This window comes from Pelagicoccus mobilis (genome assembly GCF_016595505.1).
GTDB lineage: Bacteria > Verrucomicrobiota > Verrucomicrobiia > Opitutales > Opitutaceae > Pelagicoccus > Pelagicoccus mobilis.
On sequence record NZ_JAENIL010000047.1, the window covers coordinates 21,511 to 38,295 of the forward strand.

Annotated in this window: 12 protein-coding genes; 7 read left to right on the forward strand and 5 right to left on the reverse strand. The window is 55.1% G+C overall.

From position 1 onward, the window contains the following. Positions 1–41: 41 nt before the first annotated feature. Positions 42–575 (forward strand): shikimate kinase, encoded by a 534-nt coding sequence (locus JIN87_RS21095; protein ID WP_200357609.1) that lies wholly within the window; start codon positions 42–44, stop codon positions 573–575. Then, positions 563–1,783, forward strand: coding sequence for a tRNA epoxyqueuosine(34) reductase QueG (queG, locus tag JIN87_RS21100; RefSeq protein ID WP_200357610.1), 1,221 nt, complete (start codon positions 563–565; stop codon positions 1,781–1,783). The genes JIN87_RS21095 and queG overlap by 13 nt, the downstream gene beginning before the upstream one ends. Positions 1,784–1,796: 13 nt before the next feature. On the opposite strand, the gene JIN87_RS21105 is transcribed toward queG, so the two are convergent. Together JIN87_RS21105 and JIN87_RS21110 are read right to left on the reverse strand one after the other, a co-directional pair. Then, positions 1,797–2,234 carry an acyl-CoA thioesterase gene (locus JIN87_RS21105; protein WP_200357611.1) on the reverse strand — a complete coding sequence of 146 codons (438 nt, stop codon included), beginning with the start codon at positions 2,232–2,234 and terminating at the stop codon, positions 1,797–1,799. A 13-nt stretch (positions 2,235–2,247) separates the two neighbouring features. Continuing rightward, entirely contained in the window at positions 2,248–3,444 is a 1,197-nt protein-coding gene (locus JIN87_RS21110; RefSeq protein ID WP_200357612.1) for a glycosyltransferase family 4 protein, read from the reverse strand. A gap of 213 nt (positions 3,445–3,657) precedes the next feature. On the opposite strand from JIN87_RS21110, the gene JIN87_RS21115 reads away from it, so the two are divergent. Beyond that, a complete protein-coding gene (locus JIN87_RS21115; RefSeq protein WP_200357613.1) occupies positions 3,658–4,515 on the forward strand; it encodes a phosphopantetheine-binding protein in 858 nt (285 codons plus the stop codon). A 71-nt stretch (positions 4,516–4,586) separates the two neighbouring features. Next, the gene (locus JIN87_RS21120; RefSeq protein WP_200357614.1) at positions 4,587–5,855 is read left to right on the forward strand and encodes a beta-ketoacyl-[acyl-carrier-protein] synthase family protein; all 1,269 of its coding nucleotides are present in this window, start codon (positions 4,587–4,589) and stop codon (positions 5,853–5,855) included. A 128-nt stretch (positions 5,856–5,983) separates the two neighbouring features. On the opposite strand, the gene recD2 is transcribed toward JIN87_RS21120, so the two are convergent. Further along, the gene (gene recD2 / locus JIN87_RS21125; protein ID WP_234033543.1) at positions 5,984–8,170 is read right to left on the reverse strand and encodes an SF1B family DNA helicase RecD2; all 2,187 of its coding nucleotides are present in this window, start codon (positions 8,168–8,170) and stop codon (positions 5,984–5,986) included. Positions 8,171–8,255: 85 nt separating this feature from the next. Next, the gene (locus JIN87_RS28370) at positions 8,256–8,912 is read right to left on the reverse strand and encodes an HAD family hydrolase (RefSeq protein ID WP_234033544.1); all 657 of its coding nucleotides are present in this window, start codon (positions 8,910–8,912) and stop codon (positions 8,256–8,258) included. A gap of 174 nt (positions 8,913–9,086) precedes the next feature. Here JIN87_RS28370 and JIN87_RS21130 point away from each other — a divergent pair, with 174 nt between their 5' ends. Both JIN87_RS21130 and abc-f read left to right on the forward strand, forming a co-directional pair. Next, positions 9,087–10,193, forward strand: coding sequence for a fatty acid desaturase (locus JIN87_RS21130; RefSeq protein ID WP_200357616.1), 1,107 nt, complete (start codon positions 9,087–9,089; stop codon positions 10,191–10,193). Positions 10,194–10,359: 166 nt separating this feature from the next. After that, positions 10,360–11,988 carry a ribosomal protection-like ABC-F family protein gene (gene abc-f / locus JIN87_RS21135; protein ID WP_200357617.1) on the forward strand — a complete coding sequence of 543 codons (1,629 nt, stop codon included), beginning with the start codon at positions 10,360–10,362 and terminating at the stop codon, positions 11,986–11,988. Here the strand turns inward: abc-f and JIN87_RS21140 are convergent. After that, positions 11,985–12,545 (reverse strand): P-loop nucleotide/nucleoside kinase family protein, encoded by a 561-nt coding sequence (locus tag JIN87_RS21140; RefSeq protein WP_200357618.1) that lies wholly within the window; start codon positions 12,543–12,545, stop codon positions 11,985–11,987. The genes abc-f and JIN87_RS21140 overlap by 4 nt on opposite strands. Positions 12,546–13,015: 470 nt before the next feature. On the opposite strand from JIN87_RS21140, the gene JIN87_RS21145 reads away from it, so the two are divergent. Then, a complete protein-coding gene (locus JIN87_RS21145; RefSeq protein WP_200357619.1) occupies positions 13,016–16,774 on the forward strand; it encodes a TonB-dependent receptor plug domain-containing protein in 3,759 nt (1,252 codons plus the stop codon). Positions 16,775–16,785 lie beyond the last annotated feature (11 nt).

Genomic DNA, 16,785 nt, shown 5'->3' on the forward strand with positions numbered 1-16,785 from the left:
TGGGTAGACTATGAGGGCTTGGACCTTTTGGGTGCAAGAAGATGAACAATAAGCCAAACCTTTACCTCGTGGGTTTTATGGGGACCGGGAAAAGTACGGTCGGCCGCCAGGTCGCTCAGCGCATGGGCTTGGAGTTCATCGATAGTGATCACGCGATCGAAGCGGCGCAAGGGAAGTCGATCCCGGAGATTTTTGCGGAAAAAGGTGAAGCGGCATTTCGCGAGATGGAGCGCGCGTTTGTCGATTCGGGCCATGCGAGGGAGGGCTGCCTTGTTTCTTGTGGGGGGGGACTCTCGGTCCAGCCGGGAATGATGGACGTGCTGAAGGGGAAGGGTTTGGTCTTTTCGTTGATGGCGACAGCCAAGGGAATTTACGAGCGCACTCGTCACAACTCGAACCGGCCGTTGCTGCAGGTGGAAGATCCGCTGGCGGAGATCGAGAAGCTTTTGGCGAAGAGAGATCCTATCTATCGTGAGGCGCATTGCTGCATTTTAACCGAAGGCCGTACGGTGAGCGAAGTGGTGGGACATGTGTGTCGCTCCTACAAGCTTGAAGCCGGCCAATGGGGGCGATGATCGCTGGGGCGGAGAAGGAGGCCTTGCGCGAGTCGATCCAAGCGCTTGGCTTTGATGCGGTGCGGTTCACCGATTTGGGCCCGATTTCCGACAGCCGCCTGCAAGAATGGATTGATGCGGGATTCCATGCGGATATGCATTGGTTGGCCCGCTCGATCGAGAAGCGGCTGAATCCCGATTTTGTATTAGAAGGGGCTTGTTCGGTGATCATGCTAGGGGTCAATTATCTCCCCCCAGAAGGTGAGACCGCTCGTAGTCAGACTGGATTTGCCAAATACTCGCTGTATTTGGATTACCACGACACTGTGTTGGCTGGGTTGAAGGAGCTGGGCGGATTGCTGGAAGATCGGTTTGGGCTTGGACCGAGAGAGTATCGCTACTACACGGATACGGGACCAGTCATGGAGCGTGGCTGGGCCGCAGCGGCTGGTATGGGGTGGCAAGGGAAGAATGGGATGTTGATCTCTAAGGAGCATGGCAACTGGCTGTTGCTCGCTACCGTTTTTGTGCCGCTGGAGATCGAGGCGGATGGAGGCTTGAAAAAGCGGACGCGTCCTTCTTTGGAAAAGACGGATCATCTTGGTTTGCTGTGCGGCAAGTGTACCCGCTGTTTGGATGCGTGTCCGACGGGAGCTATTGTGAAGCCTGGGATTTTGGATACGCGAAAGTGTATCTCTTATCAAACGATCGAAAACAAGGGTGTGATTCCTCGCGAGCTGAGGTCGAAGTTTGGCGGACGCGTTTATGGATGTGACATATGCTTGGACGTTTGTCCTTGGAATCGTTTTGCGGAGGCGGGGCGATTGGAGTTGCTAGACGCTCGTTATGCGGCCGCGGATTTGGGGCTGCTCGACTTGCTTCGCATGGATATCGAAACCTTTCGCGAAGTGTTCAGGAAAATGCCGGTGAAACGTACGAAGCACCGTGGGTTGAAGCGCAACGCCTGTATCGCCGCAGGGAATTTGCTGAGATCAGAGGACTGGTGGCCGGAAGAGGATGACGAATGTGAGGGCTTTTTGAGCGAGGTGAAGACTGAGTTGCTTCGACTCGCTCGGAAGGACGAAGAGGCTTTGGTTCGCGCGCATGCCGTTTGGGCGGTGTATCAGCTTTGTGGAGTTGAGACTGAGGAGCTGTTGGCGGAGGCTCGCTTGGGCGAGCAAGATGACATCGTGATGGAGGAGTATCAGGCTGGTGGGGACGCGGGCTGAAGCGCCGCGCTACCTAGAATTTTGATTCGATCGCGTCTCGGAAGAAGGCGGGCGGTTTGGTGGGGCGACCATCGGGGGTCATGAAGGCGTGGGTGGTTGAGGCGGTGCAGAGGAGTTCTTCGCCGCGCTTCACTTCGTATTGAATCTTTATTTTTAGGAAGGGCTTCTCGCTGATCCGGGTGTGAACGGTGATACGGTCGTCGTATTTGGCGGGCCGTTTGTATTGGACGTCTACGGAGAGGACCGGGAGCATGAGTCCGCGGTCTTCGATTTCTTTGTAGGGAAGGCCGTTTTCGCGAAGGAGTTCGGTGCGTCCGATTTCAAGCCAAGGCAGGTAGTTGGCGTGATAGACGATACCCATCATGTCGGTTTCGGCGTAGCGTACTTGGATTTCGGAGACGCTTTCGATCATGGAGGGAAGAAAGGGGCCGAGGAGTCGTGTGACAAGCACGCTCGCGCTCTTTTTAGGCGCCTTCGGCGAGCCGCAAAGGGGCGTCGAGATCGTCGACGCTTGGGTCGATGGTGATATCCCAGCGGTTGAAGAGTAGTTCCGCCGACTGTAGCCAGGTGTTGCGGCGTGCCCAGGAGCGGCCGTTGCGGCCCATTTTTTCGCGTAGTTCCTTGTTTTGGATCAGCTTGGCGAAGGCTTCGGTGAGTTCGTTGCCGTTTTCCGGTTCGACCAAGATTCCGTTTTCGCCGTGGGAGACTGCTTCTGCGACACCGCCGATGCGGTGGGCGATGATGGGGAGTCCGTGGGCCGCGGCTTCGAGGTAGACGAGTCCGAAGCCTTCTACGCTTTTGCGGTAGTTCACGCTCGTCATGGAGAAGATGTCGGCGCGGGCGTAGAGGTCCTCCAGCTGTTCGGTGGAGACGTCGCCGAAGAAGGTGACTCCGAAGTCCGCTTTATCGGCAAGTCGCTCGAGCTCTTGCACGTAGCCGTGCTTTTTCTTTCCGGTGCCGACGACCCAGAAGGATATCTGGCGTCGAAGGGAGCGGGGGAGTTTGAGTAGGGCGTTGAGGATGAAGGCTTGCCCTTTGCGGGGGTGGAGCCGTCCGACGGTGAGGATGTGCACGCGTTTCGAGCTTTGGCTGGAGCGCTCTTCCAGTTCGGCGAAGTCAGATCGAAGCGCGCAAGGGGTGAGGTAGGTTTTGCGTCTGGCTCCTGGGAAGTGTTGCTTGAGTAGCCCGTGGGTGAACTCCGATGGGGTGCTGATGCGGTCGGCCTTTTTGATCAGGGCGTTGACGGCCATGCGTTTGCCGGGGTGCGAGTAGAAGGTTTGGATCTCGGAGCCGTGGAAGGTCAGGATGAGTTTGGCCGGCTTGAAGGTCTTGAAGAACTGGAGGTGGCACATGGCCAGGATGGGGCCAGGCTCGCAGAGGTAGAGGATGGCGTTGCGGAGGCGGTGCCGCTCGCGGATCATTTCCATCGCGAGCCGGATTTGGCAGGTGAGGTCTTGGCTGCCTTTGAGGTCGAGTCTTCGTATGCGAAAAGGGTAGTTTTGCTCTGACTTTTCCTCGGTTTGCGGCGCCCAGACTTCTACGGCGCGTCCGAGCTTGGAGGCAGCCCGGGCGATCTCTTCCGTGAAGGTCGCAATCCCGCCTTTCGTGGGAGCGAACTCGTGTGTGAGTATCAGGATCGGCGCGTTGGCGTTTACTTCCATTTTATCGTCAGCTCCAAGGCGGGGTTTGGCTTGGAGACGGAGCGATAGCAGGGGATGTGATTTGAGGAATCAATCTAAAAAGGAAGGGGGGCCTGTTGGGGCTTGAAACGCAATGTGGCATTTTTGAAACAGGCGTCAGGTCTTATACTTGTGGTCCGCTGGCTGCTTTTGCTGTTTACAAGCTGCTCAGTCGGTCCATTTTTCACGCTCTACATGTCAAACGAGGGAACCAATTCGAATCTAAGCGCAAGCCCCGCGGAACCGAACGCGGAAGAGCTCCTGAAGGAGACCTTGAAACGGTGTTCACCAGAGACGATCACTGCCGCTCTCGCCTTTCGCCAGAGTGGGGACGTGTCGCTGGTGCCGACAGTGGTGCTTGGAATTGTGGAGCGATTTCTGGAACCGGAGGTAATCGATACGCTCAGAAATGGTGATGATTCAGTAAAGTTCATGGAGGATCTGGGCATGGATTCGCTGACCATGTTCGAGGCCATCATGATGGTAGAAGAATCGCTTGGGGTGAGTATTAAAAACGAAGAGCTTTGGGACCTGCGCACGGTGGGCGACTTGAAGGGCTTCATCTCAGGCAAGCTTTCCGGGGTAGAGGTTACTGCGAAGAGCAAGTTTTACCCGATCGAGCAGATTGCCGCGGTACTTCCGCAGCAGAAGCCGTTTTTGTTTCTCCAGACTGCGGAGATCGACGGCAAGAACGCGAGCGGGACGTATGCTATTTCAGGAAAGGAAGATTTCTTGGAGGGGCATTTTAAGGATAATCCGGTTTTTCCTGCTTCGATTATGCTCGAGGCGTTGGGGCAGCTGGGCGTTTTCCATTTTCTGGCGACTGATGAGTCGCAGGCGGACGGGGCGGAAGAGTCGATATTCTTCACCGGGGCGGATGGCGTTCGTTGTCACCGCGTTTGCAAGCCGGGCGAGACCTTGGAGCTGAGTGTGGAGCTGAAGCGTCGGCGCGATCCGATGGTGGTCTACTCCGGCAAGATTCTGGTCAATGGCGAGAAGGCTGCGAGCGTAGAGGAGATCGCCCTGATCGTTGCTCCTAAGGAACAAGCTTAAGAGGAAGCTTAGGCTCGACTTGTTTCGCTGAGAATCGTGTTGTCTCTCACAGAGATAACGCAGAACGCGAAATGGGAGCTCAGCGAGTATTTGTTACAGGAATCGGAATCGTTAGCAGCATCGGGAACGATGAGGCGGCGGTTGTAGAGAGTTTACGTGGATTGAAGCACGGCTTCGAAGCCTTCAGTCCCCAAAATTCGAGTATCCCGAGCGATGTGAAGCTGGCGGGTACGGTTAAAGGGTTCGATGTGAGCTCGGCCGATTTCGAGGATTGGACCTTTCCTGAGCCTTACCGGATTCGCCGGGATGTGCTTCGGTCTCTGCCGCCGCATGGCCCGTATTTGCACGCTTGCATGGCTCAGGCGATCGAGAGCGCGGGGCTCGAAGATGCGGAGGTGTCTAATCTGGACACTGGCATTTATACCTCGTCGGCTGGGTCGGCGCGGTTGATCCATCAGAATACGAGTCGCCTTCACCAGCTTGGCCCGATGCGTTGTCCCCCGACGGGCATCGTCGCTTCGATCGCGGGTACGCTTAGTTTCAATTTGGTGGCGCAGTTCAAGATTCGCGGGAACTCGTGTGGATTTTCATCGGCCTGCGCCTCGTCCGGACATGCGCTTGGATATGCCTACGACGATATCGCTCTCGGTCGGCAAAAGCGAATGTTCGTAGCGGCGGGGGAGGATTTGAACGACGAGTCTTTGCTGCCGTTCTCGGGGATGAGGGCGCTGTCTTTGGAGGGGGAGCCGGAGCGTGCTTCGTGCCCGTTTGATAAGAGTCGTAATGGTTTTGTCAGTACGGGAGGCGGAACGGTGCTTGTCCTTGAAAGCGAAGAGGAGGTACAGCGTAGAGGGGTGACTCCCTATGCGGAGTTGCTTGGATGGGGCCAAGCGAGCGACGGGCACAATGTCGCGATGTCGCACCCGGAAGGGCTCGGCTTGATTGAAGCGATGCAAAGAGCGTTGAGGTCGAGTGGGATTGCTGCGGGCGAGATCGATTATGTGAATGCCCATGCTACCTCGACTCATGTGGGGGACTTGAGCGAAGGGCGTGCCTTGAAGAAGGTATTCGTCGAGCAAGGACATTCGCCTAAGGTTTCGAGTACGAAGGCTTTGACCGGACACGGTTTATCGCTGGCCAGCGCTTTGGAGGCGGCCATCGTATCGCTCTGTTTGCGGAAGGGGATTACGCCAGGCTCGGCTCATATTCGCGAACTCGATCCTGAGTTTGAGGATCTGAATATCATTCGTGAGACCCTTGATGAAGGTCCAAGCGTTGCGTTGAGCAATAGCAGCGGCTTTGGGGGGGCGAATGTCTCGTTGGTCTTCCGGAAGGTGTAGTTTCCAGTTAGAGCATTTTTCTTTTGTTTAGGCGCTGAGAATCGCGGCACAAGGCCGCTTCCCACTTTGAGATGCCTGAAGTGAAGTGCGACTGTTCAAAAGAAAAGTGCTCTAGCCCGTTTGGGGGCTTATCTGAGCAACTCCTGGAGGAGCGTGCAGCGGGATTTTGCGTCCGAGTTTCGCACGGCCATGGCGTAGGCTGCTGGCTCGCCCACGATGATGATCTTTTTCTTTCCACGGGTGACTGCTGTGTAGATCAGGTTGCGTTGCAGCATCATGAAGTGAGCTTTGAGTAGTGGTATGACGACTACGGGGTATTCGCTGCCTTGAGATTTATGGATGCTGACGGCGTAGGCGAGCTGGAGGTCGATCAACTCTGATTTGTCGAAGGTTGCTTGGATGCCGTCGAAGTCGACGTCGATTAGGCCGTTTGAGCCGTCGATGCCGGTGACGATGCCGATGTCTCCATTGAAGATGTTCTTATCGTAGTTGTTCCGGGTTTGTATGACTTTGTCGCCGACCTTGAATTTGAGGGTGCCGAAGGGCATGGCTTCGGTGTTCTTGTTGAGGGAGGCTTGCAGCGTTTGATTTAGGTTGCCGACGCCGGCTAGGCCACGGTGCATGGGGGCTAGGGTTTGGGCGTCGGAAACGGGATCGAGGCGAAGCTCTCCGCGGATGAACGTCTGGAAGACTTGGGCTACCTTATTGGCCGCGTCGGTTTGGTCGGTTGCGGACAGGAACTGGAAATCTTTTTTGGGATCGAGTTGGCGGACGTCTTCGAGGGCGGCGGGAAGGGAGACTTGTCCTTTGTTGATGGCGTGAGCGTAGTGGACGATGGAGCTGAACTTCTTTTGGCGGAATACGACGTCGAGGGTGACGTATCTAATTTTTCGTGACGCGATGAGGTCCTTTAGAATATTCCCTGCACCGACGGAGGGGAGCTGATCGACATCGCCGACCAGAACGAGGTGGGCTTGGGAAGGGATGGCTTGCAGCAGGGCGGCCGCTAGGCGGGCGTCTAGCATGGAGGCTTCGTCCACAATGACGACGTCTGCGGAAAGCGGCTTGTTTTCGTTCATGACGAAGCCGCCTTCGGAGGGATCGAATTTGAGGAGCCGATGAATGGTCTGGGCGTAGGCTCCGGTGGATTCGGCGAGGCGTTGTGCGGCGCGTCCGGTGGGGGCGGCGAGTAGGATCTTGGCCTTTTTGGCTTTGAGGATGGATACGACTGCCCTGAGAATAGTGGTCTTGCCGGTACCGGGACCTCCGGTGAGGATAAAGACTTTGTTGGCGAGGGCTCCTTTGATGGCGTCTTTTTGCGAGTCCCCAAATTCAAAGCCCGCTTTTTCTTCGGCCCAATCGGCGGCGATGTCGCGTTTGATGGGGGGGAGTCCGCTGGGCGTTTCTTGGAGGCGCTTTACGGATAGGGCTATTTTCTCTTCGGCGAAAAAGTTGTAGGGGAGCTGGAGGTAGGTGTGGCCGTTGATGGCTTCGGTGGCTCGGAGGGCTTTGGACTCTAGGAGGCGGTCGACCCCGGCGCGGATGATTTCGATGTCGGCCTGCAGCGTTTCCGAAGCGAGGGTATTGAGTTCCTCGAGCGGAAAGGCGGTGTGCCCCTCGTCTTGCAGGTCTTGCAGGACGAATTCGACGCCGGCGTCGATGCGTTGGGGGCTATCGTTGGGGATGCCGGTGTTGATGGCGATCTTGTCGGCGGTTTTGAAGCCGATGCCTTGGACTTCGCGAGCGGCGCGGTAGGGCTCGTTGCGGAGGATGTTGGTCGCTTCGGGGCCGAACTGCTTGTACATGCGTAGGCAGAGGGCTGGGGAGAGTCCATAGGTTTGGCCGAAGATGAAGAGCTCGCGTTGAACGACTTGTTCATCCCAGGCCTCTTTGATGGAGCGGGCCCGTTGTTTGCCGATGCCGGAGACCTCTTGGAGTTTGGCGGAGTCTTCCGAGATGATGCGGAGCGTGTCGTCGCCGAAGCGTTGTACGATGCGTTCGGCTAGGCCTTTGGATACGCCTTTTACTAGTCCGCTGCCGAGGTACTTGCGTATCCCGTAGATGGATGCGGGGAGCTCGGACTTGAAGGAGGCAATTTTGAATTGCGGGCCATGGGTGGGGTGTTTGGTCCAAGTTCCTTGAATACGGAGGGTTTCGCCGCATTGGACGCCGCCGAGCTGGCCGGTGATGACCGTTTTTTCCCTGCCGTCTCCCGGACGGAGCTCCGCGATGGTGTAATTGTTTTCTTCGTTGAAGAAGATGATGCGTTCGAGGACGCCGGAGAGGATTTCTTGGTTGTGGGATTTGGCTGGCAAGGTGGGGCCAAGCGTGGCGAAACGGGGATCGCGCGCAAGCACGTGTTTCGCCGCTGAGCGCCTCAAATGTCGCGTTGCGCGGTACCTACCGTCTGAGCCAATCTGCGACTTCGGAGAGGGAGTCGAAGATGAGGTCGGCGCCTTCGGACTCGAGTTCTTCTCTGGTGTGCGAGCCGGTGGTAACGCAAATTGCGAGCATGCCTCCGGCGCGTGCGGCATGGATATCGAAAGGGGAATCGCCGATCATGGCCATCTGTTGGCCTTCGAGTTGCATTTTCTCGATGGCAGCGGCGCTGAATTCAGGCTGTGGTTTGCGGTAGGCCGTGTCTTCTGCGCCGAAGACGAACTCGAGCTGGCTGTCGAAGCCTTCGTTGGCGATGATGGCTCGGGAGTGGGAGCCTGTTTTGTTTGTGAAGATGGCTGCCTTGATTCCGGTGGCTTGGCAGGTGTCGAGCAATTCGGACGCTCCTGGCAGGACGACGACGCCTTGTAGGTGGATCTCGTCGAAGCGGCGTCGCCAGATTTCCTTTCCTGCCTCGACGTGTTCGGGCGGGAGGAATTTTTGGATGGTGACGGGCATGGAGCCTCCGATGCTTCGTTTCACCTTATCGGTCGAGGGCTCGGGGAAGCCTAGTTCGCGGCACGCGTACTGGAAGCAGCGGGTGATGGTCTGGATGTGGTCGACGAAGGTGCCGTCCATATCTATCAGAATCCCGCGGATATGATTAGGTGATACTTGCATAATCCTGCAGGGGTAGGTGTCAGGTCTTGTTAGGGATTGCAATTCGCTTTTGGCGAAATTCGCAGAAGTGTGGGTCATAAGGAGCGGACACTTATTAAAAAGATGTCTTAATAGTAAGATAGGCTGGCCAATGAGCTGTTTCCGCGCCCTGTTGGGACCTTCGTCCTAAAAACTATGCGTATCAAAAACTGGGGAATTTTCGCGTTCATCGCCGGCTACCATGTGTTGCTGCTGGCTTTGCTACCTTTCTACATTTCAGTCTTTAGCTGGGAGTCGCTCGTGCTGTTTGGGGTGACCTGGGCGATTTCGGTGTTCTCGATCACAGCGGGTTACCACCGCTTGTTTTCGCACAATACCTACAAGGCTAAGCCGGTTTACGAGTGGGCTTGTCTTATTTCCTCCAGCCTAGCGATCGAGGCGTCAGCTCTTCAATGGTCGCATGACCACCGTATCCACCACAGCCATGTGGATACCGACAAGGATCCCTACAATATCAACAAGGGCTTCTGGTACGCGCACATTTGGTGGATGTTCACTTACAATGACCCGATGGATAAGCGCTTGGTGAAGGACCTGCTGAAGAATCCTCGGGTGATGTTCCAGCACAACAACTATGCGTTGATCACGATCGTGGTGAATCTGGCGGTAGTCGGGATAGGCTGCTTTTTCATGCATCCGATTGCGGCTTTGTTCGCCGGCTTTTTCATGCGTCTGTTCGCGATCCACCATTGTACGTGGTTCATCAACAGCCTCTGCCACGTGTGGGGAGCTCGTACGTATGCAAAGGAGTTGACCGCGGTGGACAATGCGGTTTTGGCCTTATTCACCTTCGGGGAGGGCTACCATAACTATCACCACACGATGGCTAACGACTACCGTAACGGTGTTCGTTGGTACCACTTCGATCCGACAAAGTGGTTGATTTGGACTGCTTCTAAGGTGGGACTCGTTTCCAATCTCCGTTGGGTGAGCGACGTGAAGCTTCGCCAGATGCTAGTCAAGAAGGACAAGAATCTGCTTTTGGAGCGTGTTCGCCAAGAGCTCGATGAAAGCTCCAAGGAGTTGCACGCCAAGCTTGAGCATCTTTCTGAGAGCTTCGAGGAAAAGGCGTCAGCCTTGATGGCGAAGATCCGGGAGCTGAAGGATGCGACCGAAGAGCGTAAGAAGTTGTTGGAGATTGAGATCAAGCAGCAGAAGAAGGAGCTCCATGCCATGTGGAAGTCTTGGATTCAGCTCACGGAGTTTACTTCGGCCCGCTACGAGTTGGGTCATGCTCACTAGTGAGAGGAGGCTTTAGGGATTTAGGCTTTAGGAGATAAGAGGGAGGTTCTGCGGCTCGGCCGTAGCGTCGCTCTTCCTTCCACTGTTCGGCGGCTCTTTCGATTTTTCTGAATGAGCCGTTGTTTTTTTTTCCGCCCTTGCTAGGGTGCTGCGCTTTTTAAGAACGATGATCGGACTCAAGAACCTCCACCTTCGCTACGGCGAGAAAGTTATTTTCGGCGATGTCACGCTGACGGTCGGCGTACGGGACCGGATCGGTTTGGTTGGCTCGAACGGAGCGGGCAAGTCGACATTGCTCAAGCTCATGCTCAATGAGGTCGAGATCGACCGTGGGGAGTTCGAGATGCCGGATTGGGTGACTCTCGGCTACCTGCCGCAGGACGGGATCGAGGTGCAAGGCCGTACTCTATATAAGGAGGTCGAAACCGCGTTCGACGATGCTCTGGAGTTGCAGGGCAAGATCGACGAGGCGGACGAGAAGCTGGCCGAGATGGATACCAGCTCCGAGGAGTACTACGACATGATCGACATGATCGGGGGCTGGGAGCAGAAGCTGGAAGAGTACGAGCCGGAGAAGATGAAGTCTAAGATCGAGCGCGTTCTGATGGGCCTCGGTTTCTCGAAGGACGATATGGACCGCGACACCGGAGAGTTTTCGGGTGGTTGGCAGATGCGTATCGCGTTGGCCAAACTGCTCCTCCGTCAGCCTTCGCTCCTGCTTCTCGATGAGCCGACCAACCACTTGGACATCATTGCCCAAAACTGGTTTGAGGACTACCTCACCCGCTACGAGGGCTCCATCATGGTCATCTCTCACGACCGTGCCTTCCTCGACTCAATCACGAACCGCACCTTGCACCTCAGCATGGGCAACATTGAGTCCTACAAGGGTAACTACAGTTTCTATGTGAAGGAGTCTCAGACTCGCCTCGACGCTCTCCGAAAGCAAAAGGCCAATCAGGAGAAAGAGATTCAGCGTCAAAAGGACTTTATCAACAGATTCCGATCTAACGTGAAGAAGGCATCGATGGTGCAGAGCCGTATCAAGGCTTTGGAGAAGATCGAAATCATCGAGATGCCGAAGACGGAGAAGAAAATCTATTTCCGTTTCCCAGAGCCGCCGCCGAGTAGCCAGAAGGTGATTGAGTTGGTCGGGATGACAAAGAAGTACGGTGACCTCACAGTATTCAACAACTTCAACTTCCACATCGATAAGGGCGATCGGATCGCGGTGGTCGGTGTCAATGGCGCTGGTAAGTCCACGCTCGCTCGCGTCTTGGCCGGTACGGAACCGTTCCAGGAAGGGGAGCGTAATGTTGGCTTGAATACGGTGCTGGCTTATTTCGCGCAGCAACAGGCGGAGGAATTGGATCCCAAGAAGAACGCGTTGGAAGAAGTGGAGGCGGCCGCTGCGGAAGCAGGGCATGAGGACGCGAATCCTCGAGCTGTGCTTGGCGCTTTGCTTTTCCGTAAGGATGACGTCTTTAAGTCGACCACGGTTCTCTCCGGAGGTGAGCGCAATCGTCTCGCTCTCGCCAAGATCCTCATGAAGCGGGCTAATACCATCATTCTCGATGAGCCGACCAACCACTTGGACATTCGAAGCAAGGAGACTCTGCAGGACGCGATCAAGGCTTTCCCGGGAACGGTTATCCTTGTGAGTCACGACCGTGACTTCCTCGACCCGTTGGTGAACAAGGTACTCGAAGTGCGTAAGGATGGCACGCGATTGCTCACGTGTAATGTAAGTGAATACATTGCCCGTCTCGAGCAGGAGCAGTCGGGCAAGCTTTAGTCGATCAGCCCGCGGCTCACGGCGTTCTCGAAGGCATCGGGTTCGCCGGTATCGACTGCGAAATGTGGATACGCGGGGAAGGACTCCGTGTCGTAGTACTGAAGATGCGTTTCCCACGTTTCCAGCTTGGCTCTGTCGCGCGGGTTGCCGCGGGCCTCGAGCCTGTCTTTTCGGAGCTCGGCGGAGCAGTGGAGGAAAACGCATTTAACGCGGCAGGAACGGCCTACCTTGACCTGAACCTCCGCGGGCCAGTTGGGATTGTGCAGCTCTTTGGTGAAGGGACCGGTCAGCACGACGTCGGTATGGACGAGATTGGCTCTGGCTAGGGTGAACAGCGTTTCGTAGATCGGGGCGCGGAAGGTCTCTTTGAAGACGTCGCTGTCGCGATCGTCCGGATTGCCCGTTATGCGGTTCATCGCCGCTTGTACGATGCTCTCGGTGGCGGAATCGATATCGACGAGGCAGGCTGAGAGGCGGGAGGCGAGTTGCTCAGCGAAGGTCGTTTTTCCTACGGCAGGCATGCCTGTTACCAGGTAGAGGGTTTTAGGCTCTGTCATTAAATTGGCTAACGTTAGAATTAGGGGCTTTGATTTGAGATATATTCACGCTTCGAAGGGGCGGGTTCCAGTTTAGTGTATAGTAAGAGCAATGCCTGTTTCAGAAATTGATTGAGGGGAATACCGGGCTTCATGTAGGTCTATGTTCCTCAGCTTTTTATAGAAGCTTGTTTTCATTTGAATGTTCTTTGGAGTACTCCGTACGCAAAACCTCTCGATCGTTTGACACTTCGATCATTTGAGATTTTAAGTTGTACTGATGCTTGAAGCATTTTTCTGCCCAAACCATCACCCGTTACCGCCTTTCAATACCCCCAATCATCACCCCATGAGGCTAGTGAGTCATTAGCCCATCCTACATTTAGCTACCGCAAACTAATTTAGGCACTTCTATTCTGCCGTTCGCATGCCCGCATTCTAAGGTGAGGTGTGTCCGGTGTTAGGGGAGCCAAGCTACCGCAAAGACAACCATGAACAAAGACATCAGACAGACAAATAGATACCTATTGTCTAGACGTGGCACCCAGACGCTACTCTGTGGCGCCGCGCTTCTAGTTGCTCCTCTGTCCTTCGCTCAAGACGACGAAGAAGACGAGGAGATCTTCGAGCTTTCGCCGTTTACGGTGGAAGGCGATAAGACGGAAGGCTATCGTGCGACCAGTACCCTTGCTGGTTCTCGTATCCGTACCGACCTAAAGGACGTTGGGTCCGCTATCTCGGTTATCACCGACGAGTTCTTGCGTGATACCGGGGCTGTGGACAACCAGTCGCTTCTTCAGTACACGACCAGCACGGAAGTGGGTGGCGTAGGAGGTAACTTCGCCGGTGACGAGAGTTTCGGTTTGGTACGTCCAAATGCCAATACTCGCGTACGCGGTCTGCAACGGGCCGACAATACTCGCGACTACTTCCTGACGGACATCCCTTGGGATGGATACAACGTGAATCGCGTTGATATGCAGCGTGGTCCAAACGCGATCCTATCTGGACTTGGAAGTCCGGCGGGTCTCATCAACAACACTACGGATTCCGCTGCTTGGGCCGACGAAGGCGAAGTGCAGGTTCGTTTTGGCAGCTACGGTACGACTCGTGCTCACATCAACCTGAACAAGGTTGTGCTCGAGGATGAGCTCGCTATCCGCGTGGCCGCCGTGAAGAAGGACGACAAGTTCCGCCAAGAGGAAGCATGGCGCGACGACGAACGCTTTTTCGTAGCCGCCAAGTACGAGCCGAAGTTCCTCAAGACGGACTCTGCCCGTACCACGCTCTCTGCTAATTTTGAGACAGGGGACATCAATTCCAACAATCCTCGCTCTCGTCCTCCAGTAGACCGTTTGTCTGGTTTCTGGAAGGGTGGTGCGGATGCCAATGGCTACCCAGCACAAGTGACGGGTCACCCGTTCGCGTTCCACACTGACGAGCACTTCGGTTTTGATGGTGACGGCGATGGCGACATGGACCGTCCGCCGATCTACATCCAAGGCGAATACATCCACGAGGAAGATCCACGCTATTTCAACCAAGTGAATTTCAACCATCCATGGATGGGTGAGAATTACACCGATGGTGTGATCGTCTACTTCGCCAACGCCGATAAGGGCGATGGTGATGCGACATACGCTTCTGTAGGAGGGATCGCTGCCTCCGACAACAATCTGATCCACGTGGTTGATGGCCAAATCGTGAACGACCCAGGAAGCACCGACTTCCCGTTCTACCGTGCGATCAACTCGCCTGCAGGTCTCGGTTCAGCGGCTCGCGACCTCGGTCTACCGCTCGCTCAGTTCGGTGGTTACCGTAACGAGCTCATCTATGACCGCTCGATCTTCGACTACCGCAATCACCTGATCGATGGTGACAACAAGCGTGAGTGGCAGGACTTCCAAGTTAACAACGTCAAGCTGGAGCAGTCCTTCTGGGAAAACCGCGTAGCATTCGAGGTCGCCTACAACAAGGAAACCTACGAGTGGGGTCAAACCAGCCCATTTGGTTGGTCACCTGAAATCACCATTGATGTGAATTCTCACTTGGCTGATTTCTCGCCTAACCCGAACGTTGGACGTCCCGTTATCTTCAAGCGTGCTCAAGGTGCAAGTAGCCTTAACGAGCGCGAGCGTGACAGCTACCGTATGACAGCAGTGGGTGTTCTCCGTAGAGGTGACCTCTTTGACGAGGATTCCTTCCTCGGCAAGCTGCTCGGTACGCAGCAGATCACCGGTTTGAAGTCTTCTGACGACATCACGCTCTACGACCAAGGTTACAAGAACTGGCTAGCGGACGATGCCTACCGCGCCTACACCAATACTTCTGGTATGGCGCTTAATCAGGCTGAGACCATGGCTGCTGTCTACCTCGGACCGTCTGTGATCGGAACGTCTAGCGCGTCCGGGTTGAATCTACAGCCGATTCCAAAGCTCAACCCTAACGCGGTTTCTTCAATCCGCTTCTGGGATTCCAATTGGGCGAACCCTGCGACACGTAACGTCGACTTCCTCACCTCTGAGTACATTCGTCCTTGGACAGGTGAAACAGGTACGCAGCAAGACAATCCAGACAACTACATTGGCTGGAGCTCTCGCAATGCAGGTTTCCTAGTTGATACCGAAGGTGACCGTTTGGACCTGATCACTTCTGCCCGTGCCAAGACGGAAGAGGTCGATTCTACTGCTTTCGTATGGCAAGGTTTCTTCTGGAACGGTGCGATCGTTGGTCTGTACGGCGAGCGTGATGACGAGTCGCTTCAGTACTCCGTTACCGCTCCTCGTATCCCAGGCGACCCTCGTGAGATCTTCGATCCTACAGGTGCGACTCCATTCGGAAACGGTGGTAACTTCCGTGACTACACTCCTGCGGATGCGGCTTACTTGAACAACGAGAACGAAGCTCTCGGTTCCGTTCAGGAATACGAAGGTACGAACAAGTCTAAGAGTGTTGTGGTACACGTTGATCGTTTCCTTCCTGAGCTCCCAGCTAGCACTAAGTTGAGCGTCTTCTGGAATGAGTCTTCGAACTTCCAGCCAGGTGAGTCTCGTGTGAACCACCTCAACCAGCCTCTTGCTCCGCCAAATGGTGAAACTGAGGACTATGGTTTCGTGATCAGCACGTTTAACGACCGCCTTTCTCTGAAGGTTAACTGGTACGAAAGTACTGTATTCGGTTCTTCTTACGACCCGACAAACGGAGCTCTCTGGTACGTTGGTACTGCTGAAACCAGCCTCTTCGCTGCAGGTATGCGTGATAAGGCGTTTATCGACGGTGTTCCAGGTTGGAGCGATAGCTGGCGTGGATACGCTAACAATCCTTACCAAAACGGTGATGCTCCATGGGAAGCATGGAAGGCTGCCAACGGTCGTGCCAACGACGGTCTCGATCAGACACCTGACGAAGCCCAAGCGTGGCAGGAGCGTGTGACTGCGAACCTCACAGAGAACCTTGCTCCGCAAGTCTTCTGGGATGCCTGGGGCGCGACTCAATCTGACGAGCGTTGGCAAAACGGCTGGTGGGATCCTTGGAGCGAATCAACTGGTGTTCAGCCAAATGGATTCACTTCTACAGCGGATATCACCTCGGAAGGTACAGAGTATGAACTCACCTTCAACCCGACTGAAAACTGGAACATCGCTTTCAATGCAGCGAAGACAGAAGCGGTTCGTAACAACCTTGCAGGTTCTCTGAAGGAGTGGGTTTCCGCTCGTAACGAAATCCACAATGGTGACAACGGTGACCTTCGTCTCTGGTGGTCTGGTGACCGTAACAACACGCTCAAGACTCGTTGGAACAACGACTTCTACTCGAAGTACCAGCTTGGTCTCGCGACTGAAGGAACTTCAGTTAACGAGCTTCGCGAATGGCGTTTCAATGTCGTGACCAACTACAACTTCCGTGATGGTAAGTTCAAGGGTCTCGGTATTGGTGGTAGCTTCCGCTGGGAAGACGAAGTGGGCATCGGATATCCTCAGTCTGCTGGTGTAACTCCAGAAGGAAACCCAATCCTGGTTTACGATCCGATGAACCCGATCTTCGGTCCATCGGAGGATCACTTGGACTTGTGGGCTAGCTACTCGCTTGATCTCAACGACGACATCAACTGGCGAATCCAGTTGAACGTCAGAGATGTTCTAGCGGATGGCGGCCTGATTCCAATGGCCATCAATCCAGATGGTTCGATCCGTGAGTATCGTCTGAATGCAGACACGACTTGGTTCTTAACCAATACATTCTCGTTCTAGCGAGCTAAGCA